This window comes from Limnohabitans sp. T6-20 (assembly GCF_003063505.1).
Classification (GTDB): Bacteria; Pseudomonadota; Gammaproteobacteria; order Burkholderiales; family Burkholderiaceae_C; genus Limnohabitans_A.
Map to the genome: position 1 here is coordinate 249,576 of NZ_NERW01000002.1, position 16,639 is coordinate 266,214.

The following is a 16,639-nucleotide window of genomic DNA, read 5'->3' on the forward strand; positions in this document are numbered from 1 at the left end:
ATGGAAAAGGGCGTCTTGAGACGCCCTTTGTGTCAAATCAAGCCCGCATTTTAGGCCAGACCGTGCAGGGCCTGACGGGGCGTCCTGCCGGGCAGCGCTTTCAGCGCCAGTGGCCGTGGCGGTAGCCGCCGCCCCATCCCCAACCCAGGTTGACACTGGTGTAAACCGGCGGGTAACTGCGGTAGACCGGGGTGGGCACGTAGACCACGCTGGATTCGGTGACCACGGTCTCGGGCGGCTGGGCGCTCACGAGTGTGCCCGTGGGGGCCTCAGAGCGCGGCGCGCCCATGGGCGTCACTTGCAGCGGAATGGTGGGGCCGGGGTCTTGTGGCAACTGCACGTTGTATTGCTTGCCCGCGTATTCATAGACCACGTTGTAGCCGATCAGGCGGTTTTCGTAGACGGTTTGGGTGGTGCAAGTGGTTTGAGGCGGGGGTGGGTTGTTTTGGCTTTCCACTTTGTTGCCCAGCACGGCCCCCCCGATCACCCCGGCCATGGTTGCCAGGCCCTGGCTGTCGCGCCCCCCGAGTTGGCTGCCAATCACGCCACCGGCGATCGCGCCAATGATGGCGCCGCCACCGGATGTCTGCGTGGGCGCCTGAGGTGCGCTCTGCACGCAGGTTTGGCGAGGCACCGCCACTTGCTGGTAAACAGCCGTGCGTGAGATCACTTGACCCACTTCTTGGGCCTGCGCGCCAGCTGCTGCGACGCACAAAAGGCTGCCGATCAGGCTGGGTAGGGTCAGTTGTTTCATGGGTTCATGTCCTTGCGTTCACCGAATTCGTGAGTTTATGCCGGGCGGGCCGTCTGAACGGCGGGGTTTGGGTAAAGTTTTGTGACGCAGCGCTTAAGCGGGCCACTGGTCGGGGGTGAACCCAACCGTGATTTGGCCCGATGGCCAGGCAATCACCGGGCGTTTGATGGTGCTGGCGTGCTCCAGCATGACTTTTTTGGCGCTGGCGCTGTCGGTCACGCTGGCTTGCAAGGCCGGGTCGAGCTTGCGCCAGGTGGTGCCTTTGCGGTTGAGCAGGGTTTCCCAGCCCACGGCAGCCAGCCAAGTCTCGACCTCGGCTGCCGGGACACCTTGCTTCTTGAAGTCATGAAATGTGGCATCAAGCCCGTGGCCTGCCAGCCAGGTGCGGGCTTTTTTGACGGTGTCGCAATTGGGAATGCCGTAAACAATGGGGTGCATGGGGATTTGCTCAAGGGGATAGTGACAAGACTGGGCGACAATCGCCGCCTATGAAGACTCTACAGGAATGGCTCGACTGGTGCGAGCAGCTACACCCCGTGGCCATTGACATGGGCCTGGACCGCGTGAAAACCGTGGCCGACCGCATGGATTTGCGGTTCGATTGCCCGGTCATCACTGTGGCGGGCACCAACGGCAAGGGTTCGACCTGCGCCATGCTCGAGGCGGTGTTGCTCCAAGCGGGTTACCGCACCGGCGTCTACACCTCGCCGCATCTGGTGCATTTTGAAGAGCGCTGCCGTTTGCACGGTGAATCGGCCTCGGCAGAGGTGTTTGCCGAGGCGTTTGCTGCTGTCGATGCGGTGCGCGGCGATGTCAGCCTGACCTATTTCGAGTTCAGCACCCTGGCGATCCTGCACCTCATGGCCCAATCGAATCTGGACGTGGCCATTTTGGAAGTGGGTCTGGGCGGGCGGCTGGATGCGGTCAACATCATCGATGCCGATTGCGCCGTGATCACCAGCATCGACATCGACCACACGGCCATTTTGGGCAAAGACCGTGAAAGCATCGGTTTTGAGAAGGCGGGCATCATGCGCGCCGGGCGTCCGGTGATCGTCAGCGACCCGGTGCCGCCGCAAAGCGTGATCGACCACGCAGCCTCCTTGGGGGCCGATCTTTGGCTGTTTGGCCGGGATTTCAACTTTTCAGGTGACAAGCAGCAGTGGGCCTGGGCGGGGCGCGAGCGCCGTTACAGCGGCATGGCTTATCCGGCCCTGCGCGGGGCCAATCAGTTGATCAACGCTTCGGGCGTCTTGGCCGCGCTGGACGCCCTGCGTCAGCGCATCCCTGTCACGGCGCAAGCGGTGCGCAATGGGCTGGCCATGGTGGAGCTGCCGGGGCGGTTCCAGATCGTGCCGGGGCAGCCGGTGCTGGTGTTGGATGTGGCGCACAACCCCCATTCGGTGGCGGCGCTGGCGGCCAATCTGGACGCCATGGGTTTTTACCCCACCACCCACGCGGTGCTGGGGGCCATGGCCGACAAGGACCTGCTGCCCATGCTGCAGCGGGTCAACCCGATGGTGGACAAGTGGTATTTCACCGATTTGCCCTTGCCCCGAGCCGCGAAAGCGCTGGATCTGGAGCAGGCCTGGCGCGCTCAAAACACCCGGACCGACACCTCGTCCAGCGTCCATGCCGACCCCATGCTGGCGCTGCAGGCGGCCATCGATGCGGCTGACCCGGCTGATAGAATCGTCGTCTTTGGCTCCTTCTATACCGTGGGCGGTGTTTTGAAAGACGGCATACCGCGTCTGCAAGCCAAACACCTCAGCCCGTGAGCACCACGCCATGGCCTTTTTTAAGTTCCGATTTCCTGGTCAAACCGCTTCTGCCGAGGCGGTGACCTCTGGCCCCAACGAAAACATCGAAGTCGTTCGCCGCCGTGCGCGGCATCGTTTGATGGGGTCTGTTGTGCTTGTGTTGATCGCGGTTGTGGGTTTTCCGCTGCTCTTTGACACCCAGCCACGACCTGTTGCGGTCGACACCCCCATCGTGATCCCCGACCGGCAAAGCACATCGCCTTTGACCAGCGGCACACCTGTGCCTGCAACGCAAGCACCCGCCAAGCCTTTGCTTCCTGCATCCGAAGCCGTCTCGCCCCAAGCCAGCCTGGATGCGCGTGAAGAGGTGGTTTTGCCTGCACCGCCCGTGGTGGCGCCTGTGCCTGAGACGCCCAAAGTGACGCCGCCCGCAGAAAAGACCAAAGAAAAAGAAACCGTGGCCAAAAAAGAGCCTGCGGTCAAAGAAGAAACCAAGCCTGCTGCCCCCAAGGCTGAAAAGCCGGCCCCTGCGGCCAAGCCCAAAGACGACGGCGGCAAAGCCCAAGCGCTGCTGGAGGGCAAGTCGGAGGGCAAGTCCGCCAAGGCCACCGCTGGCCGTGCGGTCATCCAAGTGGGCGCGTTTTCTGATGCCGCCAAAGTGCGCGATGTGCGCCACAAGCTGGAGCAGGCCGGGTTGAAAACCTACACCCAGGTGGTGGAGAAAGACGGCAAGAGCACCACCCGAATTCGTGTGGGCCCCTATGAAACGCGTGAAGAGGCCGACAAAGTCGCCGCGCGCATCCGCAAGCTTGACCTGCCGGCATCGGTCTTGAAGCTCTGACATGGCGACGGCCCTCACCGATTGGATTTTGTTGGGGGTGTTACTCGCCTCCATGGTGGTGGGGCTTTGGCGTGGGCTGGTGTATGAGGTTTTGTCGCTGGCTGGTTGGGTCGCGGCTTTTGTCGTTGCGCAGTGGCTGGCCCCCGATGTGGTGGGTTGGTTGCCATTCATCAAGGGTGCGCCTGCATCGGTGCAATACGCGGTGGCGTTTGCCGTGGTCTTTGTGGTCACCGTGTTTGCGGCGGGGCTGGTGTCCTGGCTGATCAAGAAATTGGTTGAAACCGTGGGCTTGCGCCCTGTAGACCGCACTTTGGGCGGTGTATTTGGCTTGGCTCGTGGCGTGGTCTTGCTGCTGGCCTTGACGGTGGTGTTGCAGCTGACAGGGCTTTCACGAGACGCATGGTGGTCAACAGCCCAAGGTCCGGTTTGGCTTGAGCTTGTCCTCACGGGCTTGAAGCCGCTTTTGCCGCAGACCTTTGTGGAATATTTGCCCTGAATTGCTCAGAGTTATTCGATTTTTGAACGGAAAAAAGTATGTGTGGAATTGTCGGCGTTGTCAGCAGCGCACCGGTCAATCAGTTGATTTATGACGCCTTGTTGCTCTTGCAGCACCGGGGGCAAGACGCGGCGGGCATTGTCACGCAGCTTGATCGCAAATTTTTCATGCACAAGGCCAAGGGCATGGTGCGCGACGTGTTCCGCACCCGCAACATGCGCAGCTTGCCCGGCAATTGCGGCCTGGGCCAAGTGCGTTACCCCACGGCAGGCAATGCCTTCAGCGAAGAAGAGGCCCAGCCTTTTTATGTGAACGCGCCGTTTGGCCTCGTGCTGGTGCACAACGGCAACCTGACCAATGCCCACGCGCTCAAGGCCGAGTTGTTTTCCAACGACCACCGCCACATCAACACCGAGAGCGACTCCGAGGTGCTGCTCAACGTGCTGGCCCACGAGCTGGAAAAGACCACCCGTGGCTTGCCCCTGAAGCCGCTGGACGTGTTCGAGGCCGTGCGCGGCGTCAACCGCCGTGTCAAAGGCTCTTACGCCGTGATTGCCTTGATCGCAGGCCACGGTTTGGTGGCTTTCCGTGATCCGCACGGTATCCGCCCCTTGTGCATGGGCCGTGGCGAAGATGGCTCCATCATGTTGGCCAGCGAGTCCGTGGCGCTGGATGGCACCGCACACCAGTTCGAGCGCGATGTCGCGCCCGGCGAGGCCATTTTTGTGGACCTGGAAGGCCAGATGCACAGCGCATCTTGCAGTGACAAGGCCCAACTGAGCCCTTGCATTTTCGAATACGTGTACCTCGCGCGCCCCGACTCCACCATGGACGGCATTTCGGTGTACCAAGCCCGCTTGAATCTGGGCGAGACACTGGCCAAGCGCGTCATCTCCACGGTGCCGCCCAGCGACATTGATGTGGTGATTCCGATTCCGGAGTCCAGCCGCCCCAGTGCCACGCAGCTGGCGCATCTGCTGGGCATTCCTTACCGCGAAGGTTTTGTCAAAAACCGCTATGTAGGCCGCACCTTCATCATGCCGGGCCAAGCGGTGCGTAAAAAATCGGTGCGCCAAAAACTCAACACCATCGTCAGCGAATTCAAGGGCCGCAACGTGTTGCTGGTCGATGACTCCATCGTGCGCGGCACCACCAGCCGTGAGATCGTGCAGATGGCGCGAGACGCGGGTGCGCGCAAGGTCTACATGGCCAGCGCAGCCCCCCCAGTGCGCTACCCCAACGTTTATGGCATCGACATGCCGACCAAAGAAGAGCTGGTGGCCCACGGCCGCAGCATCGAAGAAATCCGCCAGATCATTGGCTGTGACGCCTTGATTTATCAGGACGTCGAAGCCATGAAAACGGCAGTGGCCCAAACCCGTGTCAATGCGGCTGGCGCACTGTCCGATTTTGATGCCTCTTGTTTTGACGGCATTTATGTCACGGGCGATATTTCGGCCGACGACATCAGCCGCTTGAACGAGACCCGACCCCAGGTGGAAGAGGGTGCCGATGACAATTCGCGTTTGGCTCTGCCCAACGCCAGCGTGTGAGCCACAGCCATGACTGAACCATCCCGATTTGACGATTTGCACATCGAAACCCTCGCAGTGCGCGCAGCGGTCGAGCGCAGCCAATACGGCGAAAACTCTGAAGCCCTGTACCTGACCAGCGGCTATGTGCAGCCCTCGGCAGAAGCGGCGGCACGCCGTTTCGCTGGCGATGAAGAAGGCTACACCTACGGTCGCTACGGCAACCCCACAGTCACCAGCATGGAAATGCGCTTGGCCGCCCTGGAAGGCACCGAGGCAGCCATGGGCACGGCTTCGGGCATGTCGGCCATCCTCATGATGTGCATGGGCCTGCTCAAGGCGGGTGACCATGTGGTGTGTTCTCGCTCCATGTTCGGCTCCACCATCAAGTTGATTGGGTCCGATCTGGCCAAGTTTGGCGTGGAATCCAGCTTCGTGTCGCAGACCGATTTGCCTGCTTGGCAAGCGGCCATCCGCCCCAACACCAAGTTGTTGTTTGCTGAAACACCGACCAACCCGCTGACCGAGGTCTGCGACATTCAGGCCTTGGCCGACATGGCCCACAACGCCGGGGCTTGGTTTGCCGTGGACAACTGCTTCGCCACACCCGCCTTGCAGCGTCCGGCGGCCATGGGTGCCGACATCATCATGCACTCGGGCACCAAATACCTCGATGGCCAAGGCCGCGTGATGGCGGGGGCCTTGTGCGCCTCGCAGAAAATGATCACCGAGAAGTTTTTGCCCGTACTCAAAAGCGGCGGCATGACGCTGGCACCCTTCAACGCCTGGGTGGTCCTCAAGGGCCTCGAAACCCTGGACCTGCGCATGCGCGCCCAAACCGCGCGTGCCCAAACACTGGCCGAATGGCTGGAAAAGCACCCGGCTGTGGCCCGCGTTTACTACCCTGGCTTGGCCAGCCATCCCCAGCACGATCTGGCCATGCGTCAGATGTCTGGTTTGGGCGGTGCGGTGCTGTCGTTTGATGTGAAGGCGGACGGCCCCGAGCAGGCCCGCCAACGCGCTTTCCATGTGATGGACCAGATGCAAATGCTGTCCTTGGCCACCAACCTGGGCGACACCAAAACCATGGTCGCCCACCCGGCCAGCACCTCGCACGGCCGCCTGACCGAAGCCCAGCGCCAAGCGGCCGGCATTGGTCAGGGCCTGATCCGTGTGGCCGTCGGCCTCGAATACCCGCAAGACATTCAAAAAGACCTCTCCCGTGGTCTCGACACCCTCTGATATGACCCTTCCTGTACGCACGCGCACCCGCTTTGCCCCATCGCCCACAGGCTTCATTCATCTGGGCAACATCCGCTCGGCCCTGTACCCCTGGGCTTTTGCCCGTGCCACGGGTGGTGACTTCATCTTGCGCATCGAAGACACCGACCTGGACCGTTCTACGCAAGCGTCTGTTGACGTGATCATCGAAGGCATGGCCTGGTTGGGGCTGGACCACGACGAGGGTCCGTTCTACCAAATGCAACGCATGGACCGCTACAAGGCGGTGCTGGCCGACTTGATTGCCGCGGGCCATGTCTACCCTTGCTACATGAGCATGGCGGAACTCGACGCCTTGCGCGAACGACAGATGGTCAACAAGGAAAAGCCCCGTTACGACGGCACCTGGCGTCCGGCAGAGGGCAAAACCTTGCCCGCGATTCCCGAGGGTGTGAAGCCTGTGTTGCGCTTCAAAAACCCGATCGGCGGCGTGGTGGCCTGGGACGACAAGGTCAAAGGCCGCATCGAGATCAGCAACGACGAGCTCGATGACCTGGTGATCGCCCGCCCTGACGGCACGCCCACCTACAACTTCTGCGTGGTGGTGGACGACATCGACATGCAGATCACGCACGTGATCCGTGGCGACGACCATGTGAACAACACGCCACGCCAGATCAACATCTTCAAAGCCTTGGGCAAAGAGCCTCCGGTGTATGCCCACTTGCCCACCGTGCTGAATGAGCAGGGCGAGAAGATGAGCAAGCGCAACGGGGCCAAGGCGGTCACGGCCTACCGCGACGAAGGTTATCTGCCCGATGCCATGGTCAACTACCTGGCGCGTCTGGGCTGGAGCCACGGCGATGACGAAATCTTCAGCCGCGCCCAGTTCCTCGAGTGGTTCAACCTGGACCACCTGGGCCGCAGCGCCGCACAATTTGACGAAGCCAAGCTCAAGTGGGTCAACGCCCAGCACCTCAAGGCCCTGCCCGACGAGGAATTGGCTCAGCATGTTCAGCCCTTCCTGGCCAAACTGGGTGTGGTGGCCGATGAGCGCCTGGCCAATATTTGCGGCCTGTTCAAGGACCGCTGTGACACGCTGGTCGTTTTGGCCCAATGGATTTCGGCGTTTTATTTGGACGTGGTGCCCAATGCCGAAGAGAAAGCCCAGCATGTGACCGATGCGGTCAAGCCTGCTTTGGCTGTGTTGGCGGGCAAGCTGTCCAGCTGTTCGTGGGACAAGCCATCCATTGCGGCGGCGATCAAGGAAACCTTGGCCGCAACCGGCCTCAAGATGCCTCAAATCGCCATGCCTGTTCGGGTGTTGGTGATGGGCACGGCCCAGACTCCATCGCTCGATGCGGTGCTCGCTTTAAGCCAGAGAGAAAAAATTCTGGAGCGCTTGAAAAACGCCTGAAATTCTGTCTATAATTCAAGTCTCGACACCAACGAGGCATAACGAAAAAGCAGCAATGCTCGACGTTTTACCAAAGGGGGTATAGCTCAGCTGGGAGAGCGCTTGCATGGCATGCAAGAGGTCAGCGGTTCGATCCCGCTTACCTCCACCAACGTGTTGAGAATGTTCGCAAGAACAAGTTTCGAAAGAAACAGTCCAGGTTATGACCCTATCGTCTAGAGGCCTAGGACATCACCCTTTCACGGTGAGTACCGGGGTTCGAATCCCCGTAGGGTCGCCAAGTTTTGTAGCACTTGGTCAGTTGCACAAGCAGCCTGACAAAAGTTACAGCTACCAGGAGTGGTAGTTCAGTTGGTTAGAATACCGGCCTGTCACGCCGGGGGTCGCGGGTTCGAGTCCCGTCCACTCCGCCATTATTCATGATGGTTTCCATTAAAGTGCCCACTAACATAGTGGGCATTTTTTTATTCCAAATTGGAATAAATTATTCAAAGACGCTCAAGCGTCACCCGCTGCGGATCATAGCAATCCACTTGACCGGTGTCCAAAACGCGCCAGATCCTGCGAACCGAGGGTGTACAGACACCAGCTGCCCAAGCGGGGCAGGGCCTCTAGCCGTGGCGCATGATGAGACTGCTCGGATACCAGAAAGCTTGGATGAGCCACACAATACCGGCTGATCAAAGATGAAGGCGTGATACGTCCAAGATCCAGATTTGTTTTCCGCGAGTCTGAATGGCGTTCGTTTCACGGAGTTTTTTCAGGACACGTGTGATCGTCACACGAGAGGTTCCCGTCATGGCCGCAATTTGATCGTGCGTCAATGCGATATCAATGAGCACGCCACCATCTTGGGGTCTGCCATAGAGCTCTGCCAGTCGTCTGAGCAGTTCCGAAATTCGAGACTCGGGGTTGGCTGATGCGAGGTATTGAGCCCGGATACCAAGAACACGCTGCTTCATCGAAGTTATTTTGAGCAGTGCGAGCGCAAAATCTGGGGCAAGCTGAAACGCTTTTCCGACCTCATTGGCGTCAAAAACGATGACTTCGGTATCTTCCTGGGCTACAGCAGAAGAAAAGCGGGGCTGACCGTCAAAGGCCGCCCCTTCACCACAAATGGCCCATTGACCCATCACCTCCAAAACGAACTCTGTTCCGTCTTCACGGCCAGTGAATATTTGGATTCGCCCGCGCAGGATGAAGAAAAATTCAGTATCGACTGCTCCCTGTCGATAAAGGAACTCCCCTTTTTTGAAGGTCTTTTTTCGTCCCAGATGTGCAGCGCGAATGATGGGGCCCACCGCAACCTCATTGAGTCGCCAGGTCTCGGTGGACGGTACATTCTTGGCCATTTCGAGTTTCAGTTATTTCGTGCTGCTGCGACTGCTTTGATTTCGATGAGCATGTTCGGACGTGCTAGCGAGGCGATGCCCAGGATGGTCCATGCAGGAAAGTCAGTCTTGATGAACGCATCTTTAATTTCCCGAAAAACAGTCAGCTGTTCATCAATGCGAACATGATAGGACACCAGCTCCACCAAGTCCTCAAAGCCTAAGCCTTCGTGCTTGAGAATCGCACCAAGGCGCTGAAAAGCCAGTCTGATTTGTTCTTCGGCGCTCTCTGGCACGGTTCCATCTGGACGCAATCCCACTTGCCCAGCAATGAAAACCAAGCCACCTGCCTTGACAGCGGGTGAGTATTTGAAGAGATCAAAAACCTTGTTGCTCCCAAAAGTTGGGTCGTTTTCGGGCAGGCGAAGGCGTTCAATGGTGCTCATGGTGGGTCCTTTTTAAAAATCAAATACGCGCATTAGGGGGTAACGGCAAGCCCAGCAAGGCCAGGCCTAACAGTTCTGCAGAGGGATTGGCCTGCATCAGGAAATGCGAGGCCATGCTGTGCAAGTCCCTGAAGTAGCGCTCGATGGGGCCAGTCGGAAGCAAGCTTCCGCCCAAATTCCTGACCAAAGCGTCGCATGCAGTGAGCGTCGTGTCACAGATGGTGGAGCCATTGGTTCGGTAACGTGCGCGCTGTTCAATGGAGAACGGGACACCCGCTACAGCTTGATCCCACATTTCATCGACATCATGCATCAGCTGATTGAATGCCATGTCAATGTGGCTCGCGGCTTTACCCAGCTCGGCAAGAGAGAAGCGATCTTCAATTTGCGGAGCCTTCAATCCTGCAGGTATTCTCTTTTTGATCGTGTCGATGTAAATGTCCAGCATGCCCGCAGCCACAGAGGTGATGGCGGCGGCCACCGACATCACAAAGAGGCTCGTGTGTGGGATACGGTACATGGGCCCTCGGTTGCGCTCAACGCCGGGGAATTTTAGTTGCAGAATGTCTGTCCACAGCAGCGATCTGTATGCTGGAACGCGCTCTTCGTTGAGATAGACATCCTTGCTGCCTGTCCCCTGCATGCCGAAAACATTCCAGCTGTCATGATCGATTCGGAAACTCGACTGTGGCACCAGTAGAAGCCTCATTTCACTTGTGCCGTTTTCAAGCGGCACCTCCACGAGAGTGGCAGCCCAGTCCGCGATGTCAATCCCTGATGCGTATGTCCATTTGCCAGTCAGAACATAGCTATCGCCTTCTTGACGTGCGGAAACTCCTCTGCCTACATTGCCCGTCAGTGCTATGACGATAGCGTCCTTTCCCCCGGCAAAAACATCGTCCTGTGCACGAGTGCTGAACATACCCGCCATCCATGGGTGAAGACCAGCGAGGCTCAGAATCCATGCCGTGGCACTGTCTCCGCGCCCAATTTCTCTTGCCACGCGCCACAGCGTTGAAGGACGCATGCCATAACCGCCATTCTCTTTGGACTGGCAGATTTTGAAAAATCCAGCTTCTCTCAGTGCCGTCCCGATTTCGGATGAGATACGCTTTTGAGAGTCGTGCAACGGCCCCTGTTGTTTTAAGAGAGGAATCAAAGCTCGTGCGTTTTCTAACAACGAAGCCACGCTGGGTTCAGGTGAATTTAGGCGCATGTTCATGGATGACTCGACGGTGTGTGATTGAGAAAGTGACCGATTCAACGTCTTATGCAGCCAATGGCAAATTGGCATACCTTCCTGATGCATAGACAAGTGCTGGAGAAGCTAAATTGCCACCGCACATCGAATCGACTTGGCCGTAGACCACAGTGTGGTCACCCATTGTTTGAGTCGAGTGAATAACGCAGGCAAAACTGGCGTTGGCACCCTCCAATAGAGGTGTTCCTTGCTTTGTGAATTGCCAGCTGGCGGGACATTGGTCTAAGAACTTTCCGCTGTAGTGCCTGGAGATAGCGTCTTGATCGGCTGCAAGAATGTTGACGGAAAAATTTTTCTCTTTGAGCAATACAGGCAACATCCGACTCTCATTACGAATGCATGCCAAAAGAATGAGTGGTTCGAGACTGACTGAAGTCACAGCGTTGGCGGTCATGGCAAATACTGAATCTGATGATTGCGTCGCGATGACCGTAACGCCTGTCACCATGCGTCCCATGAGCGATCGGAAATGTTGTTGCTGTGTTGTCATGCGGTAGCTCCAGATGAGTTGACTCATGATCCATCTTCTGCCCGCTTATTTCCGTATCTGCGGATACAGCTTTGAGATTTTTTATTCCGGGAAATCACCTAGGAGCAACGGGTCAACTTTGTATCGCTAGATACAGAGAGCCAAGTGCATGCAGACCTAAAGTAGTGTCCATTGCAGATCAGAACACTGCAGTTGTGCTCTTCATTTTCAAAACAGGAGATATTCATGTTCAACTTCAAGGCCCACCCCGTCTTACAGGTAGCGTTTTCGCTTGCAGCTTGTATGCCTGTTGCGGCGAATGCGCAAAAGATGCTTGCATCTACCTGGATGCCTCAGACCCATGAAATTTCTCGCACGATGATGGATTGGGCGAAAGAGGTCGAGCGCGCCACCGATGGTCGGGTAACGTTCCAGCTCCTTCCCAAGCCCGCTTCAACGCCTCCAGGAAGTTTTGATGCTGTTCGCAATGGTGTCGCTGACCTCAGCTTCACAGTCCATGGTTATACGCCTGGGCGATTTGTGCTGACTCAGGTCGCAGAATTACCATTTCTGGGCGATTCAGCAGAAGCCGTTTCTGTGGCCTATCAAAAAATTTACGAAAAGCACTTCGCGCATCTGGGGGAGCACCAGGGTGTCAAGGTCTTGGCTGTTTTTACGCATGGGCCGGGGATCGTTCATAACAGCAAGCGTCCAGTCAACTCCATCGAAGACCTGCAAGGTCTCAAGCTCAGGGTGGGCGGTGGAATGGTCAATGAAATCGCTAAATCGGTAGGTATGAACGTGACTTTGAAGCCCGCTCCGGATACCTTTGAACTACTCAGTAGTGGGGTCATGGATGGATCGCTGTTGCCCGCGGAATCGATCGACGCTTATCGATTAGACAAATTGATCAAGTACTCCACAACATTTCCAGGGGGACTCTACAACACAAGCTTTGTCATGATGATGAATTCCAAGAAGTTTGATGCGCTTTCTGATAAAGATCAAAAAGCCATTGAAAAACTGGCAGGAGTTGAGTTGGCGCGAAAGCTAGGCCGGGCTTGGGACCGAGCCGACCGTAAAGGCATGGCTTATATGCAAGCGGGTGGTGTGAGCGTTGTGAAGGCTTCACCTCAATTTGTCAATCAGATTCAAAGCAGGGTGGCTTCATTAGAGACCCGTTGGGTGGATGCATCGAAGGCTAAGGGCGTACAGAACCCAGCCGCTGTGCTCAAGGAGTTCCGGCAGTTGGCCGCCTCACAATGATCCAATTGCTTTCAATGAGACTGCTTGGATTTCACGCGCATCATGACGATTGAAAAATTTCAAAGACATAGAGCCTGTGGCGATCTGAGCGCCTTGTCGCTTGTGCAGAGTGGGCTGGAGCGTATCCATTCGATGGATGGTGAGCATGGTGCCTGGGTGCATATCGCAGATCCGGCCTCGCTGCTCCAGTTGGCGGCGGCCAGTGATGCGCGGTGGAAGTCAGGAGCATCCCTTTCGCCGCTTGATGGCTTGCCTTTTTCTGTCAAAGACAGCCAACACGTGGCCGGGATGCCAACGACGTTTGGCTCACTGGCCGCTGATCCTGTAATCCCTGCGCAATCGAGTCCAATTGTTGAGCGTTTGCAAAAAGCAGGTGCGATTGCGCTGGGCAAGACCTCATTGCCCGAGTTTTCATGGAAGGCTACGACAGAGAGTCCGAGATCGGGGATCACACGTAATCCGAGATACCCGCAATACTCTCCCGGTGGAAGCAGTGGTGGGGCCGCAGTGAGTATTGCCCAAGGTGCTTGTTTCCTGGCAACAGGTACAGATGCAGCAGGTTCTGTCAGGATACCGGCGGCATTCACTGGCACTGTTGGATTCAAACCCAGTGACAGCATTGCACTGTCCACGGGGGCTGTAGAGGGCTTCAAGCGGATTGGTCACTGGGGCTTGCATACTCGGACTGCGGCCGACCTCAATATGGTGTGGAGTGCTTTGTACGAGAGTGCTGGTGCGCCAAATCAATTGCGGTGGGCATGTATTGATCCATCAACACGCATGGGGCGCCGAGCAAAATTGTTTTACGACGCCCGGGTGGCGCGTATGGTCGAGCTCTTTGGCCCTCCGACAGCGGTTTTTCGACCGGATTGGTTGTCTGCGGGCCAAGCCATTTACAGTTTGTACTTGCGGGGGTGCTCTGAGACAGTTGCACGCATCAACATGTCGGGACTTCAGCAAGTTGATCTTGGTCTTGCCGACTTTGCCAATCGCGGTGCTTTTGTGAGTGCGCAACAGCTCGCGCAGGCAATTGACATTCAGGACAGACTGCGCAGCATGCTCGATCAGATGTTTGAATCAGTTGACATCCTGGTGATGCCCACCGTAGCCTTTGATCCTCCTCTGATTGGCAAGGAGTCTCCTGAAGAGGCCGGCGTTAAAGATTGGCTTGATTGGGCGCACTGTACTTATTTGACTAACCTGACTGGTCACCCTTCGCTTAGCCTACCTGGGGAGCTCGAGGGTGTACCCTTTGGGATGCAGGTAATTGGTCAAAAGGGGCGAGACGCTGAGTTGTTGGCCGCATGCGTGAAAATCGAAAGATTGATGTGAATTGAATCGCCATTTAGCAGCTTGATCTGACGACATTCAAATTGGTCTTTTCTTTTACGGAGGGTCTTTTGGGGTAGCTGGTAAAAAAGCCTCCTGCAGGCCCACTAAATCAATGTGGTTATTGAGATGTCCACTCCGCCAAAAAAATGAAAAACCGTTGTAAGTCTCTGATTTACAACGGTTTTTTGTTTTTGAATCTACTTGATTGAATTAGGGATCTTGTCAAGGCGCAGGCGTGATCTCTCATCCCCCGGTTGCGCTTTTCAACGCTTACCATGGTGTGCTCGACCGCGGCCATGAAATCTGCCAAGTGAACGCCACCGGTTTTGCGGTCTATTGTCACAATCGCCGCTTCATTCACCAGATTGGCCCACTCTGCTCGGGCGAAGCCAGGGCATCCCATTGGTGAAATGGGCAACAGACATCGTGCGCAGAAAAAACGACAGTGGCCAAGGGGCTTGCAAAAGCCCTTGGGGCGATGCGTAATTCCACCGCGCTCCTTGTTGTCAGGCAGCAGGGATGCTGCCTATTTGGATAGATGGAGAACACACCATGAGCAACCTCACACGATTCAACCCATTCAGCGAATTGCGCGACCCTTTCAATGAGGATTTTTTCAAAGGGTTTGCGATGCGTCCTATGCACCGACTGATGGAGGGCGAGCCTCAGATGCGGCTGGATTTGACAGAAGATGACAAAAATTTCTTTGTCAAAGCCGAAATTCCAGGCGTCAAGAAAGAAGACATCAAAGTGTCTGTGGAGGGCAATCAGGTGTCCTTGAGCGCCGAAGTGAAAAAGGAAAAAGAAGAAAAAGAGGGCTCCAAGATCATTCGCAGTGAGCGCTATTACGGAAGCGTCGCACGCAGCTTCACCTTGGATGAAAGCGTGGACCAAGCTAAGGCTTCCGCCAAATACGAAGACGGTGTGTTGCAGCTGACTTTGCCGAAGAAACCCAACGGCCAAAGCCATTTGCTCAAGATTGCCTGATGACCCGGCTTGGGCTGCGGCCCAAGTGGTGCAAAGCCATTTTTGTGGGGCTTGACCCCACTTCTCACACCAGAATGTGGTGTTTGCCGATCGGGTGCACGCTGCTGGCCTGTGGACCTTCATCGCCGATGTCTTCGACGTAATACACAGGTGTACCGATCTGCAGCTTGTCCAGGTCCTCGCCCACGAGGCTGTTGCGATGGAAATAAAGCCAGCGACCATCGACCGATTCAATCCGCCCGAACGTTTTGTCTGGCGCGATTTCAGTGATGTGTCCATGCGGTCTTTCTTCGTGCTGTTTGACATGGCCTTGCTGGTGCCTCACCAGGTCTTCCAGTTGACGGCGCATGGCATCGAAAGCATCTCGAATGGCCACATACACGTCGATGTAAGCGTTGTTCTGGTCGGGCTGTCGGTCTGCAATCAGTTCATGCCCGGGAACCTTCACACCCATGCGCACATGGAAATGGTTGCCTTGGGTGTGATGTCGGTGCAGCTGTTCGATGGTGACATGGCAGTTGTGGAGGCTGGGGTGAAACTTTCCCAGTTTGTCGGCTTGGTGGCGTATGTGGGTCTCAAGGGCCTCGGAGTGGGCCAGATGATGAAAATGGATTTCCAGAGGAACGGGTGCTGTGGGTTTCATGGTTTTTCCTGTAGTCGAGACCCCATGGGACATTAACGGAGCCGGCACGGGTAGAGAGGATCGTCATGCCATGGTGGCGGGCTTTGGATGCCTGGTCTGTCTCTTGACTCACCGAAGCGGTTTGCAGGCGGTTAACCAAGGCACTGACAACCGAGGGTGCGCAAGGCACGATGCCAACCGGGTGACATCTCTAAGGAATCATGATGGGTAAACAATTGACAGCGGGCGATATTTGCAAACGCAAGGTCACCGTGGCTTACAAAAAAACCAGTGTGGTGGCTGCAGCGCAGCTCATGCGCGAAGACCACGTGGGTTCCTTGGTGGTGGTCAATGACGAGAACGGCAGTCGTCAGGTGTGTGGCTTGATCACCGACCGTGACATCGTGATGTCTGTGGTCGCCACCGGTTTGGTGCCTGAGCCTTTGTGTCTGGAGGACATCATGACTGAGCGTGTGGTCACGGTGAACGAAGCCGACTCCTTGCTGGACATGATGCGCTGCATGCGTGAGCATGGTGTGCGGCGCTTACCCGTGGTCGGGCAGCAGGATGAGCTGATGGGGATCGTGAGCATGGACGATGTGCTGAAAATACTTGCCCAAGAGATGAACGCGTTGGTGGGCACCATGGAGACAGGCATCAGGCAGGAGCGAGAGCGCCGTCAGTGAGCCTATTTGTGGCGATGAAAATGCATTCTGGCGGTTCAGGGTTGGGGTTTTGGCTCATCTGGCTGACAGGGTGAGGCTTGGCTTTGTGCTGCGCATCCATTAAGCGCATGCTGTTGCAGAGGTCTTGAACAGCATGCATTGCCGCATGTCTCTGGGCTACAAAAATGGGATGCCGATCAACCCCCTCGTTAGGGCCACGACTTGAGCCAAAGGGTCTA

At 56.8% G+C, this 16,639-nt stretch carries 17 protein-coding genes and 3 tRNA genes; 13 read left to right on the forward strand and 7 right to left on the reverse strand.

Annotated elements, in window-relative coordinates; all coding sequences use genetic code 11:
- Positions 1-100: 100 nt before the first annotated feature.
- Together B9Z33_RS07420 and B9Z33_RS07425 are read right to left on the reverse strand one after the other, a co-directional pair.
- Positions 101-754, reverse strand: coding sequence for a glycine zipper 2TM domain-containing protein (locus tag B9Z33_RS07420; RefSeq protein WP_108286393.1), 654 nt, complete (start codon positions 752-754; stop codon positions 101-103).
- A 93-nt stretch (positions 755-847) separates the two neighbouring features.
- Positions 848-1,192, reverse strand: a complete 345-nt coding sequence (locus B9Z33_RS07425; RefSeq protein ID WP_108286394.1) for an arsenate reductase — start codon at positions 1,190-1,192, stop codon at positions 848-850.
- Positions 1,193-1,242: 50 nt separating this feature from the next.
- Between B9Z33_RS07425 and folC the strand changes: the two genes are divergently transcribed.
- The 9 genes from folC (at position 1,243) to B9Z33_RS07470 (ending at position 8,434) form a co-directional block, all read left to right on the forward strand.
- Complete coding sequence (gene folC / locus B9Z33_RS07430) at positions 1,243-2,532, forward strand: bifunctional tetrahydrofolate synthase/dihydrofolate synthase (RefSeq protein ID WP_108286395.1); 1,290 nt, start codon at positions 1,243-1,245, stop codon at positions 2,530-2,532.
- 10 nt (positions 2,533-2,542) lie between these two features.
- Positions 2,543-3,355 carry an SPOR domain-containing protein gene (locus B9Z33_RS07435; protein WP_108286396.1) on the forward strand — a complete coding sequence of 271 codons (813 nt, stop codon included), beginning with the start codon at positions 2,543-2,545 and terminating at the stop codon, positions 3,353-3,355.
- Position 3,356: 1 nt separating this feature from the next.
- Positions 3,357-3,851: a CvpA family protein gene (locus B9Z33_RS07440; protein ID WP_108286397.1), complete on the forward strand. Its 495-nt coding sequence runs from the start codon at positions 3,357-3,359 to the stop codon at positions 3,849-3,851.
- A gap of 38 nt (positions 3,852-3,889) precedes the next feature.
- Positions 3,890-5,404: an amidophosphoribosyltransferase gene (gene purF, locus B9Z33_RS07445; RefSeq protein ID WP_108286398.1), complete on the forward strand. Its 1,515-nt coding sequence runs from the start codon at positions 3,890-3,892 to the stop codon at positions 5,402-5,404.
- Between the two features lie 9 nt (positions 5,405-5,413).
- Complete coding sequence (locus tag B9Z33_RS07450) at positions 5,414-6,625, forward strand: O-succinylhomoserine sulfhydrylase (RefSeq protein WP_108286399.1); 1,212 nt, start codon at positions 5,414-5,416, stop codon at positions 6,623-6,625.
- A gap of 1 nt (position 6,626) precedes the next feature.
- Complete coding sequence (gltX, locus tag B9Z33_RS07455; protein WP_108286400.1) at positions 6,627-8,021, forward strand: glutamate--tRNA ligase; 1,395 nt, start codon at positions 6,627-6,629, stop codon at positions 8,019-8,021.
- 75 nt (positions 8,022-8,096) lie between these two features.
- Positions 8,097-8,172 (forward strand) — tRNA-Ala (locus tag B9Z33_RS07460).
- Between the two features lie 53 nt (positions 8,173-8,225).
- Positions 8,226-8,301: transfer RNA gene (locus B9Z33_RS07465), tRNA-Glu, on the forward strand.
- A gap of 56 nt (positions 8,302-8,357) precedes the next feature.
- A tRNA-Asp gene (locus B9Z33_RS07470) sits at positions 8,358-8,434 on the forward strand.
- Positions 8,435-8,701: 267 nt separating this feature from the next.
- Here the strand turns inward: B9Z33_RS07470 and B9Z33_RS07475 are convergent.
- From B9Z33_RS07475 to B9Z33_RS07490, 4 genes are read right to left on the reverse strand one after another with little or no spacing between them, the layout of a single operon-like run.
- On the reverse strand, positions 8,702-9,373 hold the full coding sequence (locus B9Z33_RS07475; protein ID WP_108286401.1) for a Crp/Fnr family transcriptional regulator: 672 nt from the start codon (positions 9,371-9,373) through the stop codon (positions 8,702-8,704).
- Positions 9,374-9,381: 8 nt separating this feature from the next.
- Positions 9,382-9,798: a RidA family protein gene (locus B9Z33_RS07480; RefSeq protein ID WP_108286402.1), complete on the reverse strand. Its 417-nt coding sequence runs from the start codon at positions 9,796-9,798 to the stop codon at positions 9,382-9,384.
- A gap of 19 nt (positions 9,799-9,817) precedes the next feature.
- Entirely contained in the window at positions 9,818-11,020 is a 1,203-nt protein-coding gene (locus B9Z33_RS07485) for an acyl-CoA dehydrogenase family protein (protein WP_158270192.1), read from the reverse strand.
- Between the two features lie 46 nt (positions 11,021-11,066).
- Entirely contained in the window at positions 11,067-11,576 is a 510-nt protein-coding gene (locus tag B9Z33_RS07490; protein ID WP_108286404.1) for a flavin reductase family protein, read from the reverse strand.
- A 198-nt stretch (positions 11,577-11,774) separates the two neighbouring features.
- Here B9Z33_RS07490 and B9Z33_RS07495 point away from each other — a divergent pair, with 198 nt between their 5' ends.
- The 3 genes from B9Z33_RS07495 (at position 11,775) to B9Z33_RS07510 (ending at position 15,113) form a co-directional block, all read left to right on the forward strand.
- The gene (locus B9Z33_RS07495; protein ID WP_233252765.1) at positions 11,775-12,794 is read left to right on the forward strand and encodes a TRAP transporter substrate-binding protein; all 1,020 of its coding nucleotides are present in this window, start codon (positions 11,775-11,777) and stop codon (positions 12,792-12,794) included.
- A 24-nt stretch (positions 12,795-12,818) separates the two neighbouring features.
- Positions 12,819-14,126 (forward strand): amidase, encoded by a 1,308-nt coding sequence (locus B9Z33_RS07500; RefSeq protein WP_108286405.1) that lies wholly within the window; start codon positions 12,819-12,821, stop codon positions 14,124-14,126.
- 552 nt (positions 14,127-14,678) lie between these two features.
- A complete protein-coding gene (locus B9Z33_RS07510; protein ID WP_108286407.1) occupies positions 14,679-15,113 on the forward strand; it encodes an Hsp20/alpha crystallin family protein in 435 nt (144 codons plus the stop codon).
- Positions 15,114-15,177: 64 nt separating this feature from the next.
- Here B9Z33_RS07510 and B9Z33_RS07515 read toward each other — a convergent pair whose 3' ends face one another.
- A complete protein-coding gene (locus B9Z33_RS07515; RefSeq protein ID WP_108286408.1) occupies positions 15,178-15,756 on the reverse strand; it encodes an HPF/RaiA family ribosome-associated protein in 579 nt (192 codons plus the stop codon).
- A 203-nt stretch (positions 15,757-15,959) separates the two neighbouring features.
- On the opposite strand from B9Z33_RS07515, the gene B9Z33_RS07520 reads away from it, so the two are divergent.
- Positions 15,960-16,421: a CBS domain-containing protein gene (locus tag B9Z33_RS07520; protein WP_108287045.1), complete on the forward strand. Its 462-nt coding sequence runs from the start codon at positions 15,960-15,962 to the stop codon at positions 16,419-16,421.
- The last annotated feature ends 218 nt before the right edge of the window (positions 16,422-16,639 follow it).

What these genes read in the sequence shown, in the direction of transcription:
- B9Z33_RS07510 (WP_108286407.1), top strand. Translation starts at nt 14,679, where the DNA reads ATGAGCAACCTCACACGATTCAACCCATTCAGCGAATTGCGCGACCCT.
- B9Z33_RS07520 (WP_108287045.1), top strand. Translation starts at nt 15,960, where the DNA reads ATGGGTAAACAATTGACAGCGGGCGATATTTGCAAACGCAAGGTCACC.
- gltX (WP_108286400.1), top strand. Translation starts at nt 6,627, where the DNA reads ATGACCCTTCCTGTACGCACGCGCACCCGCTTTGCCCCATCGCCCACA.
- B9Z33_RS07450 (WP_108286399.1), top strand. Translation starts at nt 5,414, where the DNA reads ATGACTGAACCATCCCGATTTGACGATTTGCACATCGAAACCCTCGCA.
- B9Z33_RS07480 (WP_108286402.1), bottom strand. Translation starts at nt 9,798, where the DNA reads ATGAGCACCATTGAACGCCTTCGCCTGCCCGAAAACGACCCAACTTTT.
- folC (WP_108286395.1), top strand. Translation starts at nt 1,243, where the DNA reads ATGAAGACTCTACAGGAATGGCTCGACTGGTGCGAGCAGCTACACCCC.
- B9Z33_RS07485 (WP_158270192.1), bottom strand. Translation starts at nt 11,020, where the DNA reads ATGAACATGCGCCTAAATTCACCTGAACCCAGCGTGGCTTCGTTGTTA.
- B9Z33_RS07515 (WP_108286408.1), bottom strand. Translation starts at nt 15,756, where the DNA reads ATGAAACCCACAGCACCCGTTCCTCTGGAAATCCATTTTCATCATCTG.
- B9Z33_RS07420 (WP_108286393.1), bottom strand. Translation starts at nt 754, where the DNA reads ATGAAACAACTGACCCTACCCAGCCTGATCGGCAGCCTTTTGTGCGTC.
- B9Z33_RS07495 (WP_233252765.1), top strand. Translation starts at nt 11,775, where the DNA reads ATGTTCAACTTCAAGGCCCACCCCGTCTTACAGGTAGCGTTTTCGCTT.
- B9Z33_RS07475 (WP_108286401.1), bottom strand. Translation starts at nt 9,373, where the DNA reads ATGGCCAAGAATGTACCGTCCACCGAGACCTGGCGACTCAATGAGGTT.
- purF (WP_108286398.1), top strand. Translation starts at nt 3,890, where the DNA reads ATGTGTGGAATTGTCGGCGTTGTCAGCAGCGCACCGGTCAATCAGTTG.
- B9Z33_RS07425 (WP_108286394.1), bottom strand. Translation starts at nt 1,192, where the DNA reads ATGCACCCCATTGTTTACGGCATTCCCAATTGCGACACCGTCAAAAAA.
- B9Z33_RS07440 (WP_108286397.1), top strand. Translation starts at nt 3,357, where the DNA reads ATGGCGACGGCCCTCACCGATTGGATTTTGTTGGGGGTGTTACTCGCC.
- B9Z33_RS07435 (WP_108286396.1), top strand. Translation starts at nt 2,543, where the DNA reads ATGGCCTTTTTTAAGTTCCGATTTCCTGGTCAAACCGCTTCTGCCGAG.
- B9Z33_RS07490 (WP_108286404.1), bottom strand. Translation starts at nt 11,576, where the DNA reads ATGAGTCAACTCATCTGGAGCTACCGCATGACAACACAGCAACAACAT.